Raw genomic sequence first — 12,563 nt, forward strand, 5'->3', positions numbered from 1 at the left:
AGATCGGGCTTCTAAATTTATTTCTGTTCTGAATCTTTTTGGCAATTCTACATTCAACATTTTGAAATAATCAATGAGTTCCTTATTAGCAGGTTTTAAAATTTCGATAAAACCATCTAAATAGTCCACAAAAACTTCCATTAATTGATCTTCCATAACTACTTGATACACTGAGAAATTATCGACTACTTCATTTGATAAAACACAGCCATTGATCTCTGGAATTTCCCGAATAGATTCGTACCAATTTACTTTTTCTTTCAAGAACATTTTTTCTCTTTCTTGCATACCAGGGCTTTTTTCGATAATGCAATAGGACAAAACTTCGTAAAGTTCAGGATTGTTGTTTTTAAGATAATCTAAAATATCGTGACATAATAGACCAGTTCCTGCCCCATATTCGACAATTTTTATGGGTTTCCTTTCTAAATTTTGCCACATTTCTTCAATTTGGCGACCAATCATCGCTCCAAAGGCATCAGAAAGATAAGCGCTGGTATAAAAATCACCGTCTGCACCAATCTTAGTTCGAGAAGAAGTATAATATCCTAAATCGGGGTAATATAAAGCCATCTCCATAAAATCCCGAAACGATATTGGGCCTTCTTGATGAATCCGTTGCATTATTATATCTGACAAAGACATCTGATTTAAATAATAATTTTGAAGTTTTTCTTATTCAAAAAAATAATGGAAATACCAAATCTATGATTGTCTACTGCTTTCTATGGATAATTTTTCTAAAATATCTGCAGCCTCATTGTCTGAATTTGCAGAAAAACCAGCTACAAAAACACCCTTTTTACCTGAAATGGAAATTATACCATAAACAACAGATTCTTCATCTGGATCAGAGTCTCCTTCATAACGATATACATGTTGCACTGAATATTCATTTGGGGTTGCTTTAATGGCTTCGGTATGAAGATTAAAATCATGAGTAAAACCTTTTTCTTTTAAATCATTTAAGGCTTCCAAAACAGTAGTATAATGATAAGTTGGTTTCATAATAACAAAAATTAATAATTAATATTAAAGATAACTATTTTGTTTTTAATAGATTATGAATAGGATGTTAAAGTGAAAGAGCTATTCTTGATAAACCTTGATTAATGTTGTAGATTTGCACCGCAGACCGCCTTATCGTCGTCTCGTTTAATCGGGAGGGAGGAAAGTCCGGACACCACAGAGAAGCATAGCGGGTAACACCCGTCGGTTCCGATTTATCGGGATTAGGACAAGTGCAACAGAAAGTATGTACAGGTAATGCTGTAGTGAAACCAGGTAAACTCTATGCGGTGAAATATCAAGTATATCAGCATTTAAGGGCTTCTCGTCCGTTGTTGAAGGGTAGATAGCTTGAGTCCAGCAGTAATGCTGGATCTAGATAAATGATAAGGTATCATTAGTAATAATGAGAACAGAATCCGGCTTATAGGTCTGCATTTTTTTACAATTTTTCATGTTTTTTTATTATTTTAGTAAAAAAAACATGAAAAATTTTCCTTTTTTATCCTCATCACAGTCACTTTTGCTTTTTAGAATAACACTTCCGTTGTTTTTTACAGCCCATGCAGTTACAAGAATTGCAAACGGAACAATAGAACGATTTGCTGGTTTTTTATCTAATAAAGGATTCTTTGCAACATCTGCAATGGTTTGGGGAATCACTATTTATGAAATTATTGGAGGAATCGCATTGGCCTTTGGTTATTGGACAAAGTATTTATCTCTTGGATTTATTTTAATGCTAATAATGGGAAATATTATTATTCATTATGAAAATGGCTGGTGGGTTGGTGAGCATGGCGCAGGAGGAATGGAATACAGCTGTGCGTTAATTTTGGGATTGATTGTTATTGCTTCTACGAAAAATGAAAAGGTAAACTTTTTTGAAAAAGCAAAAGTTTAAAGTTTCCTTTTAATTATCGATTTTAAATTCCAATCCAATATTCCGAACGCTTTCAATGCTTATTCGAGAGTCATTTTTGAAATACTTTCGAATTTTACTGATGTATACATCCATACTTCTTCCTGAAAAGAAATCGTCACTACCCCAAATTGTTTTCAAGATCTGTTCCCGTTTTACCATTTGATTTTTATGTGTAAAGAAAAAATGGATTAGGGCTGCTTCTTTTTCAGTAAGTTGTTGTGTCGTAGAATCATTTTTTAGAGACAAACGTTTAGTATCAAATAAATAAGCGCCAATTTGTAATTCATCAAGTATTGGTAATTGAGTCTGTTTTTGTTTGCTTCTTTTTAAAATATTGTTTAGCCTTAAAACAAGTTCATCAGCCTCAAAAGGCTTTACGATATAATCATCCGCACCCAATTTTAGTCCAATGATTTTGTCCTCCTTTAACTTTCTTGCAGTTAAGAAAACAAAAGGAACTTCGGGATTGATTCTGATGATTTTCTCGGCAAGGGTAAAACCGTCCATTTTAGGCATCATGACGTCAAAAACACAAATGTCGAAATTTTGAGTTTGGAAGATATTCAATGCTTCTTCTCCGTTTTCTGCCCAAGTGATATCGTATTGGTATAGCTCTAAATATTGTTTTAGAACACTTGCAAAATCAGCATCATCTTCGGCTAAAAGTACTTTTTTCAATGACAAATTATTAGACTTTAAACATGATTGTAAATACCGATCCTCTACCTAAATCACTCATAACAGCAATGGAACCTTGATGTGCTTTTATGATTTGGTTGACATAATAAAGACCTAATCCTAATCCTTTTACATTATGCAGATTACCTTGTTCGACTCTGTAGAATTTATCAAACAATAAGGAATGTTTGCTTTTTGAAATTCCAATTCCGTTATCTTTAATACTGATATTGAATTGATTTTTTATTAATTCTGTTTTGATAGTAATAGTATTACTGCCATATTTCACGGCATTTTCGAGTACATTTAAAATGGCTGTGGTCAAATAAAATTTATCCAAAATCAAAGATGTTTCTCTAGTATTAAATTGAATTTCAATAGTCACTTTTGGATACGTAATCCTAAAATCAGCAACAATAGCATTCAAAAATGATTCTGCATCGATTTTCTCTTTTTGTAATTCGATTTCATTTTCACCCAATGAATTAGCCACTACTTGGTCAATTAAGCTTTGCAAACGATTATTTTGACGTGAAATCGTATTCAGAATCGAGTTGAATTGCTGTTCATTTTCCCGAATGTCTTTTCGCTCCAATATTTTTGTGGAGATTCCCAACGTTGTCAAAGGAGTCTTAAGTTCATGGGTTATATTATTGATAAAATCAGTTTTGACATCACTTACTTTTTTTTGTTTGATAAGTGCTTTTATGGCAATTACAAAAAGAGTAATTAACGTTAAAATGGATAGTAGTGACAATAATAAAACCATTTTCATTCTTTCGAAAATGATCATTTCCCAATCGATCACAGAAACATACATAGAGTCTTCCGTGAGCAATTTATAATCCTGTAATATTGAAGAACCACTTGTTGTACTTACATAATTTCGAACTAAAAAAGCGCTGTTCAGTGTTGACAAATCGCCATATATTTTATTTTTTATAATTGGTCTTTCCGAAAAAATGGTATCGGCTTTTTTATGACTGTTATAAATGACAAACTTGTTGAGAACGATGGCAAAATTTATTGAAATATCAGGGAATTCACGTTTAAATTTAAGTTGCAGTTTTCGGGTTAATTCACTTCCTGATTCATGATCTGGTAAAGTACTTTCAATCTCGAATTTTGGCTTTTTGTTTAAAATATAATTTTGTGCCAATTTTTTATACAACAACTCTTTTTTATTGACATAAGCCGAGTCAATATCGCTGTAATCATTTGTTATTAGAGCAATTTTATCTTTGATTTCGGTATGAAATTGAGCCACTTTATAATCATAAGTAGTTTTTACCAAGTAGCATTGCACAACCGACAAGGTAATCAGAGCAACTATAGAAAACACGATTAGTAAATTGATTCTTTGTTTCATTTGTTGAAAATTGAATTCAAAAATAATTCTTTTATTATTCAAATTAACCATTAACTCCGCATTAACCTTCGATTAACTTATAGAGTGCGTATTTAGATTCATTTTTGCAGTGTTTCAAAATCATAAAATTTACTATTATAAATGAAAAAAAAATTAGGATTTCAAAATGCATTTATCACCATTTGCCTTGTTATTTCAGGATTTGGTTATGGACAAAATACTACAGAAAATGACAGTATTTCCAATAAATTAACCGAAGTAATTGTCTCCAAAGAAAAAAAAATGTTCTCCAACAAAAATGGGAATATCAAAGTTGATGTAGCCAATTCGATTCTGAATACAACTCCTAATACAATTGACTTGCTTTCTAAATTACCCAATATTACTATCAGCGCCGACAAGGAGATTATTACGGTTGTAGGAAAGGGAAATCCATTGATTTATATCGACAATCAAAAAGTAGGTATGAATGATTTGAATGCTTTGTCTGTAGATGACATTAAAACCATCGAAATCATTAATAATCCATCTTCTAAATATGAAGCCGAAGGAAGAGCCGTTATTTTGATAACTCGAAAGTTCAGCAAAAAGGAAGGTTCACAAACCACTTTATCCGAAGTGGCTTCTTTCAAAAAAGAATTCAATAATTATCTGGGAATAAATTCGAGTTTCAAAAAGAATAAATTGGAATGGAAAGCTAATTTTAATTACAACAAATTAAGTCCTTGGGAAAGCCATAGGATTGATTATCAAATTCCAGATGCGAATATAATTTCGAATTATAATGTCGCAACCGCAAATACTAAAAGAAAGCAGTTTATTTTTGGAGGAGGCCTGTTTTATAAAATCAATGAGGAAGATTATTTCTCAATTAGCATGAACAGCAAACTGCAAAGTGAACCTTTTGATATAAACACATCAACTTATAACAAAAATGGAGATGTCGAAAATAATGTTGTAACGCACAGTGATAATAAAAGCCAAAAGAACTTTATAAACTCTTTTGTTAATTATTCTAAGAAAATAAAATCAATTGATACACAATTGTTTACTGGTTTTCAATATTCTAATTTTGATCAAGATTCAAAGTCGTTGGCTCAGAATAATTTTAATGACACTCAATTTGAATTGGCACAAAACAGTGATCAAAAATTTAATGTTGGTGTTTTTTCAGGCAGGGCTGACCTAGAAAAGAAATTTAAAAATGAAATGAAACTGGAAGTTGGGGGACTATATTTATCTGCAGATGCTAAAACTGATTTTGCCATTTCTAATTATGACACCAATAATACAATCATTTCAAATTACAATTTTGAAGAGAAAAACAGCGCAGGATATACCCAATTGTCTGGAAGTATAAAAAAGATAGGCTATTCTGTAGGTATCAGAGTTGAAAACACAGATATTGTTGGAAAATTCAAGACAGATGACGCACCCTTAATCGACAAGAATTATACCGATTTATTTCCGAAAGTACAGTTTGATATTCCAATAGACAGTACAAAATCAATAACCTTAAATTATTCAAAAAGTATTTCGAGGCCCAATTATTCCTCAACAAGTCAAGGAGTCACTTATATAAATCCGTATTTTTTATATTCCAGAAATATCAATTTAAATCCAATAATTAATAATCAGGTTTCGTCTAGTTTTCAATATCATGACAAATCCGTAAAACTAAGTTATTATAAAAATACAGACCCAGTATATAGCAGTTTTGTGTTTGACAGCAAGAACGATATATTGATTTTTAAAGAAACTAATTTTGACAAAGAATCAGGATTTAATTTAGAATTTACTTTGCCTTTTACTTATAAAATTTGGACCTCTACCAATAGTTTAAGTTTTATATTGAATAAAATAGAAGATGATTCGGCGCAATTTATGGCATCAAAACCGTATTTATATTATTATTCGAATAATGAGTTTAAATTTCCCAAAGGATATACATTTTCATTGACAACTTGGGGATTAACGAAACAAAGGGAAGGAGTATTTGAAAGAAAAGCGATGTTCATCATGGATTTAGGTATTTCAAAAACATTTTTTACCAATTGGAATTGCACTTTAAGTTATAATGATATTTTTAGCAATACAATATATGAAGAAAGATTTACTATAAATGACATCAGTTCAAAAGCCAGATATTTGGTCGATGCACATGAATTTTCGATAGCTGTTAAATATTCATTTGGTAAAATAAAATCGGCCGAGTTTAAGGAAAAAAATATTGATGATAATTCTAATAGGATTCGATAGACCTCATAAAAAAGCCCTTGCAACTACAAGGGCTTTAATTATATAAAATGTTTTGATTTATTAACCTTCATCTTCTTCTGTGTCTCTTAGAGTTGACTCATCGTTTATTTCTTCTTCTTCGGCAGTTTCCAATTCAAAAAAACTAAAAATAGAACCACCATAGCTTTTCTGAAAAGAAAAATTGGTCATATGATCTAGTTTTGTGTATTTGGAATGCTCGATAATCATCATGCCTTCTTCATTGAGTAATTCTTTTTCAAAAACCAATAAAACAACTTTTTCGAATGTTTTTTGATCTAAACCATAAGGAGGATCTGCAAAAATAATATCGTAAGAAGTTTTGTTTTTTTCCAAAAAAGAGAAAACATCACTTTTGGTAGCTGCAATATTAAAATCATACTCAGCTGCCACTTGTTTGATGAATTTCACACAACCAAAATCGGCATCAACTGATGTGATTGGAGTACTCCCACGGGAAGCAAACTCATAACTAATATTACCTGTTCCGGCAAACAGATCCAATACTTTTAAGCCGTCAAAGCTGAAATGATTATTCAAAACATTGAATAATGCTTCTTTGGACATATCAGTGGTAGGTCGAACGGGGAGTCCTTTTGGTGGAGAAATGCGTCTTCCTTTGTATTTTCCGGATATGATTCTCATGAGTTAAAAAGTATAAAATGTTGCTGATTTTGTGCGGTTGAAAAGGAATTGCTTTTTTGCAAATCAGTTACATTAAAGAAAGATACATAGCGAATGTATTTGAAAGCGATTTTATAAAAATCATCTTCTTCAGAAATGGCTCCTAATAATTCCAATTGGAAACTTTCTGGATTTATATTTAATTGTTCAGCTGTAAAAAGCAGATAGTAAATAAAATCCTCTGGCGTTTTATATTCAAATGAATTAAACAAAAGTAATTTTTGATTCTGAATTACAATTATTTCAAAATGACCAGGATTAAAATGGACAATCATTTTCTTATTGTCATTATTTTTGGATGCATCCAAAAGCTTTGAAACTAAGATACTATTTGCATGCTTATAATCGAAAGTACCGAATTGATCTATAAAAAAGTTATTGATATTCACATAAGGTATGTAAACCGCATTCATCTGATAGTTTGTGATTTCATCAAATGCAAAAAAGTCGGTTTCAAAAACTTTGGTGTTGTATTGCAAATAACTGCCTAAAAAATTCTCGTCGAATAGGGCAGTGGGAACAAATGTTGAAAGGTTGTTATTATGAATGACTTGAATTTCATCGTAACTGTCATTCAGTTCCGGATAATTACAGAAAGCATCCGAAAACAATTCCTCAATTTTTGTCGATTTATGAAAAGTATCAAAATGGATTTCATTTATAGATACAATCGTATTATGAAGCGTATCAAAACAACAAAAAGAAAGCCCAGTCAGTGAAACCTGAATGGAAAGCTTTTTGTATTTTTTATCTGTTATATTGGTGTTCATAGTATTTTATTCAACATTGCAAACTTACAATTTTTATTTATTGTTTAGAAGAGTAGAGTGTTTATTAGTTTAGACGCTTTACAATCAATGCTTCAAATCTAAACTTCTAAACTCGTAAACTTTCAACCTTTTTTGCCTTACTTTGCAATCAAAATACACCCAATGAATTCCTCCTCATTTTACAGCCATTTACAAAGAAAATTTCCTTTTCAACCTACGTATAATCAGGACATTTTTTTTCAAAAAATCGCCATTTTTTTGACCGATATTCAAAATGAGACGATTTTTGTGCTGAAAGGATATGCAGGAACTGGAAAAACGACTGTTATTTCTACTATCGTAAATAGTTTGTTGGAGATTAATAAAAAGTATGTTTTGCTGGCTCCAACTGGACGCGCGGCCAAGGTAATTGCCAATTATTCGAATAAACCGGCTTTTACAATCCATAAAAAAATCTATTTTCCGAAGAAGAATTCCGGCGGAGGTGTTTCGTTTACTTTACAGCAGAATAAACATAAAAATACGGTTTTCATTGTCGATGAAGCATCGATGATTTCAGACACTAATTCGGATTCCAAATTGTATGAAAACGGATCTTTGCTTGATGATTTGATTTCCTATGTGTATTCAGGAACCAACTGCAAAATGATTTTATTGGGAGATACGGCTCAGCTGCCACCTGTGAATTTGGACATAAGCCCGGCTTTGGATATTCATACGCTTAGCATAAATTACAACAAAGAGGTTGAGTACATTGAGCTTGATGAAGTAATGCGTCAGGAAGAAAACTCAGGAATTTTGCATAATGCGACTGAATTGAGGGAATTATTGAAGGATACTTTTATAACCGAATTTAAATTCAATGTTCGGAAATTTAAAGACATTGTCCGTTTGGTTGATGGATACGATATTCAGGATGCAATTCATTCTGCTTACAGCAATTTTAGCATAGAAGATACCGCTTTTATTGTTCGTTCCAATAAAAGGGCGAATCAATATAATGAGCAAATTAGAACCAAAATTCTCGATAAAGAAAGTGAATTGTCAACAGGTGATTTCCTTATGGTGGTGAAGAATAATTATTTTTGGCTAAAGGATTCGGATGAAGCTGGGTTTATTGCCAATGGTGATATAATTGAAATTTTGGAGATGTTCGGCATAAAGGAATTATACGGTTTTAAATTTGCAAAAGTAAAAATCCGAATGATTGATTATCCCGATCAGAAACCCTTTGAAACAGTGCTTTTGATGGATACCATAAAAAGTGAATCGCCTTCATTGACATTTGAGGAATCGAATCGCTTGTATCAAGAGGTGATGCTGGATTATGAAAGCGAAACCACAAAGTATAAAAAGTTCCAAAAAGTAAAAGAAAACGAATATTTCAATGCACTGCAAGTCAAATTCTCGTATGCTATTACTTGCCATAAATCTCAGGGAGGGCAATGGAATACTGTCTTTATTGAACAGCCATATTTACCAAATGGTATTGACAAAGATTACATCCGATGGTTGTACACCGCTATGACAAGAGCCAAAAATAAACTATATTTGATAGGCTTCAAGGATGAAAGTTTTGTGGAATGATTTCTTAATGGTTAAATCTTTTTATTATGAACACACTAAATGACTTACATAAAATATCAGGATCATTTTCGAATACCGAAAAAATGCCAGTTTTATTCTTGGGACACGGAAGCCCAATGAATGCCATTGAAGAAAACCAGTTTGTGACCGGTTTTAGAAATTTGGCTAAAACGTTGCCCAAACCTAATGCAATTTTGTGTATTTCGGCACACTGGTTTACCAGCGGAACCAAAGTAACTGCTATGGAAATGCCAAGAACAATTCATGATTTTGGAGGTTTTCCACAAGAATTATTTGATGTACAATATCCCGCCAAAGGAAGTCCTGAATTAGCAACAGTTACCCAAGACTTATTATCGCCAACGGCTGTAGAATTAGACCAGCATTGGGGTTTGGACCATGGCGCTTGGAGTGTAATTAAACATTTATATCCCGATGCCGATATCCCTGTAATTCAGATGAGTATTGATTATACAAAATCTGGTCAATACCATTTTGATTTGGCACAAAAACTTAGCGCCTTGCGTAGCAAAGGAATCCTGATTGTTGGTAGCGGAAATATCATTCATAATTTAAGAATGGTCGATTTTAGAAATATAAATACCGATAATTACGGCTACGATTGGGCCGTAGAAGCTAGAGCCGATATAAACGATTATTTACTCGATGGTAATTTCCAACCGCTAATTGATTTTGAAAAACAGAGCAAAGCTTTTCAACTTGCTATTCCTACACCAGATCATTATTTGCCCTTGATTTATACTTTGGGATTAAAAGGAAAATCGGAAGAATTAAGTTTATTTAATGACAAGCTGGTAGCAGGTTCGTTGAGTATGACTTCGGTCAAGATTTCAAATTAGTTTTAGATTATAAAAACATATATTTGAAAACTAAATAAAAATTGAAGAATAAATAAAAATGAAAATAATAGCAGTCATTCCCGCCCGTTACGCTTCCACACGATTTCCAGCAAAACTGATGCAGGATTTGGGAGGTAAAACGGTAATTTTAAGAACCTATGAAGCAGCCATAAATACTCAATTGTTTGATGATGTCTTTGTGGTAACCGATTCAGATTTGATTTTTGATGAAATTGTTTCCAATGGCGGAAAAGCCATCCGAAGCATCAAAGAACACGAATCGGGGAGTGATCGTATTGCCGAAGCAGTAGAAAATCTAGATGTGGACATTGTTATCAATGTGCAAGGAGACGAGCCATTTATTGACAAAGATCCTTTAGCTAAAGTGATCGAAGTTTTTAGAAACGACACTTCTAAACAAGTTGATTTGGCTTCTTTGATGAGAGAGATAAAAAACGAGGACGAAATCAATAATCCCAATAATGTAAAAGTTGTTGTTGATCAAAATGGATTTGCATTGTACTTTTCCCGTTCGGTGATTCCTTATCCGAGAGAGAAAAATGTAGGCGTTCGTTATATGCAGCATATCGGTATTTATGCTTTTAGAAAACAGGCTCTTTTGGATTTTTACAGTTTACCAATGAAATCATTGGAGGCATCCGAAAAATTGGAACAATTACGTTACTTAGAATTTGGAAAGCGCATCAAAATGGTAGAGACTTCACACGTTGGAATTGGAATCGACACTGCAGAAGATTTAGAAAAAGCTCGAAAAATGATAGCATAAAAAATTCCCGATTCAAGGATTACATTAGATCCTTTGAATCGGGAATTTTATTTTTTGTAAACAAATTAATAGTGTAAACCAAATCCAAAAGTATACAAAGGATCTTTTGAATCATAAGGAACATCTTCTTTTTGATTTCTAACAGCCTCCATTGATGAAGGTAATTCAAAAGGTAATTTCCCTTCTGGCTTGGCAATGCCAAAAATAACATCCAAAAGTGCCGCATCACTTGCTCCATAATTGCCGAAAACAGCTTTTGCAGAACTATTTATTTCTGGAAATACAGCAGGGCGGTCCAAGTAAATATCCACTATAGTTGGTACAGTTTTGCAAAGAGTCAAAACATCTTCTAAATCCTTACCTTTAAAATCCAAGTCGCCATGATGAAATCCTTTGGCAAACGGATTGTCCGTTTCAAGAGGAACCCAAGGCGTATTTAAACGGATTATCGCAATATCTGCTTGCTCAGGTAAAGCAACAATAATACCGTATTGTGAAGCAATTTTGGGATCTACATTTTTTACATAAATCTTTAATTTATTTGATACAGACAAAGGAAGTTTTAAATCGTTTTTCAATAATGTCATGGAGCGACGTTGGGTATACTCTCCCAATTTTTTAAAATCGGCACGACCAACAATTTTGGTTGCATTGTCAACATCAACGTACGGATTATCAAACAAACCCAAAATGAATTTTTGGCGTAGTAATCTTCGAACTGATTGATCAATTCTTGATTCTTTAATTTTTCCTTCTTTAACTAATTGCACAATATATTGAGGGCAATTCTCTCCACCAAATTGATCACAACCAGCATCAATTATCTTTTTTACTCTTTCAATTTCACTAAGATTTTCAACTCCCCAAGCTCTTGCAGGCCATATTACAGCTCCCATGTGTGTATCTGAAACTAAGCCCCAATCAGTACAAACAACTCCATCAAATTTGTATTTTTCGCGAAGTAATTTTGTTATAATATCTTTATTATATGAGAACCCAACATTTTCTGAAGTTTGGTCTGTTGGTACTCCATAGTATGGCATAATAGAAGCGGTATTAGCTTTGAATGCGGCTTCAAAAGGTATTAAATGATAATTGAAATTTTTACCCGGATACACCTGTCCTTTTTGATATTGAAAATGAGGATCCAAACCTTCTTTTTGAGGACCGCCACCTGAGAAATGTTTAGTCATACAAGCTACACTCGTATTCCCCAATTTTTTCCCCTGAAATCCTAAAATATAGGCTTCAATCATTCGGGCAGATATATTTGCATCTTCACCAAAAGTCCCACTTACACGAGGCCAGCGTGGTTCTGTTGCCAAATCCGCCATGGGATGCAAAGCTTCACGGATTCCAACTGCTAGATATTCTTGGCGGGCAATATCTCCAAATTTTTGAGTCAATACTGGATCGTTTATTGCAGCAAAACCCAACTGTTCTGGCCACTGAGAAAAACCATTAGCTTCCATCGCAAATACATTATTGCTGAAATAATGACGTGGATCTGATGCAATGGTTACAGGAATTCCAAGTCTGGATTCTTCAGCTACCTTTTGAATGGCATTATAACCCATTGCCAATTCTTTTACACCTGGAGCTTGCCAATAATTAAAAT

General features: G+C 32.9%; 12 protein-coding genes and 1 other RNA gene. 6 read left to right on the forward strand and 7 right to left on the reverse strand.

Annotated elements, in window-relative coordinates; genetic code table 11:
• Together VFS71_RS13135 and VFS71_RS13140 are read right to left on the reverse strand one after the other, a co-directional pair.
• The coding region (locus tag VFS71_RS13135) for an SAM-dependent methyltransferase (RefSeq protein WP_326401760.1) at positions 1 to 639 on the reverse strand (639 nt) is incomplete at its 3' end.
• Positions 640 to 705: 66 nt separating this feature from the next.
• A complete protein-coding gene (locus tag VFS71_RS13140) occupies positions 706 to 1,008 on the reverse strand; it encodes a hypothetical protein (protein ID WP_326401762.1) in 303 nt (100 codons plus the stop codon).
• A 119-nt stretch (positions 1,009 to 1,127) separates the two neighbouring features.
• Here VFS71_RS13140 and rnpB point away from each other — a divergent pair.
• Both rnpB and VFS71_RS13150 read left to right on the forward strand, forming a co-directional pair.
• Positions 1,128 to 1,451: RNase P RNA component class A (rnpB, locus tag VFS71_RS13145), an RNA gene on the forward strand.
• Positions 1,452 to 1,492: 41 nt separating this feature from the next.
• Positions 1,493 to 1,912, forward strand: coding sequence for a DoxX family protein (locus VFS71_RS13150; protein WP_326401764.1), 420 nt, complete (start codon positions 1,493 to 1,495; stop codon positions 1,910 to 1,912).
• Between the two features lie 9 nt (positions 1,913 to 1,921).
• On the opposite strand, the gene VFS71_RS13155 is transcribed toward VFS71_RS13150, so the two are convergent.
• Positions 1,922 to 2,611 (reverse strand): response regulator transcription factor, encoded by a 690-nt coding sequence (locus VFS71_RS13155; protein ID WP_326401765.1) that lies wholly within the window; start codon positions 2,609 to 2,611, stop codon positions 1,922 to 1,924.
• 10 nt (positions 2,612 to 2,621) lie between these two features.
• On the reverse strand, positions 2,622 to 3,980 hold the full coding sequence (locus VFS71_RS13160; RefSeq protein WP_326401766.1) for a HAMP domain-containing sensor histidine kinase: 1,359 nt from the start codon (positions 3,978 to 3,980) through the stop codon (positions 2,622 to 2,624).
• Positions 3,981 to 4,121: 141 nt separating this feature from the next.
• On the opposite strand from VFS71_RS13160, the gene VFS71_RS13165 reads away from it, so the two are divergent.
• Positions 4,122 to 6,239, forward strand: coding sequence for an outer membrane beta-barrel family protein (locus VFS71_RS13165; RefSeq protein ID WP_326401767.1), 2,118 nt, complete (start codon positions 4,122 to 4,124; stop codon positions 6,237 to 6,239).
• A 60-nt stretch (positions 6,240 to 6,299) separates the two neighbouring features.
• Here the strand turns inward: VFS71_RS13165 and VFS71_RS13170 are convergent, their stop codons facing one another.
• Positions 6,300 to 6,902, reverse strand: a complete 603-nt coding sequence (locus VFS71_RS13170) for an RsmD family RNA methyltransferase (protein WP_326401768.1) — start codon at positions 6,900 to 6,902, stop codon at positions 6,300 to 6,302.
• Entirely contained in the window at positions 6,899 to 7,711 is an 813-nt protein-coding gene (locus VFS71_RS13175; RefSeq protein ID WP_326401769.1) for a DUF3822 family protein, read from the reverse strand. The genes VFS71_RS13170 and VFS71_RS13175 overlap by 4 nt, the downstream gene beginning before the upstream one ends.
• Positions 7,712 to 7,873: 162 nt before the next feature.
• On the opposite strand from VFS71_RS13175, the gene VFS71_RS13180 reads away from it, so the two are divergent.
• From VFS71_RS13180 to kdsB, 3 genes are read left to right on the forward strand one after another with little or no spacing between them, the layout of a single operon-like run.
• Positions 7,874 to 9,298: an ATP-dependent DNA helicase gene (locus VFS71_RS13180; protein WP_326401770.1), complete on the forward strand. Its 1,425-nt coding sequence runs from the start codon at positions 7,874 to 7,876 to the stop codon at positions 9,296 to 9,298.
• A gap of 26 nt (positions 9,299 to 9,324) precedes the next feature.
• Positions 9,325 to 10,158 (forward strand): 4,5-DOPA dioxygenase extradiol, encoded by an 834-nt coding sequence (gene ygiD, locus VFS71_RS13185; protein WP_326401771.1) that lies wholly within the window; start codon positions 9,325 to 9,327, stop codon positions 10,156 to 10,158.
• A 58-nt stretch (positions 10,159 to 10,216) separates the two neighbouring features.
• Positions 10,217 to 10,945, forward strand: coding sequence for a 3-deoxy-manno-octulosonate cytidylyltransferase (kdsB, locus tag VFS71_RS13190; protein WP_326401772.1), 729 nt, complete (start codon positions 10,217 to 10,219; stop codon positions 10,943 to 10,945).
• A 65-nt stretch (positions 10,946 to 11,010) separates the two neighbouring features.
• On the opposite strand, the gene VFS71_RS13195 is transcribed toward kdsB, so the two are convergent.
• On the reverse strand, positions 11,011 to 12,563 hold a 1,553-nt coding region (locus VFS71_RS13195; protein WP_326401773.1), incomplete at its 5' end, for a glycoside hydrolase family 3 protein.

Origin of the sequence: Flavobacterium sp. (genome assembly GCF_035760125.1) — a bacterium.
Lineage (GTDB): Bacteria > Bacteroidota > Bacteroidia > Flavobacteriales > Flavobacteriaceae > Flavobacterium.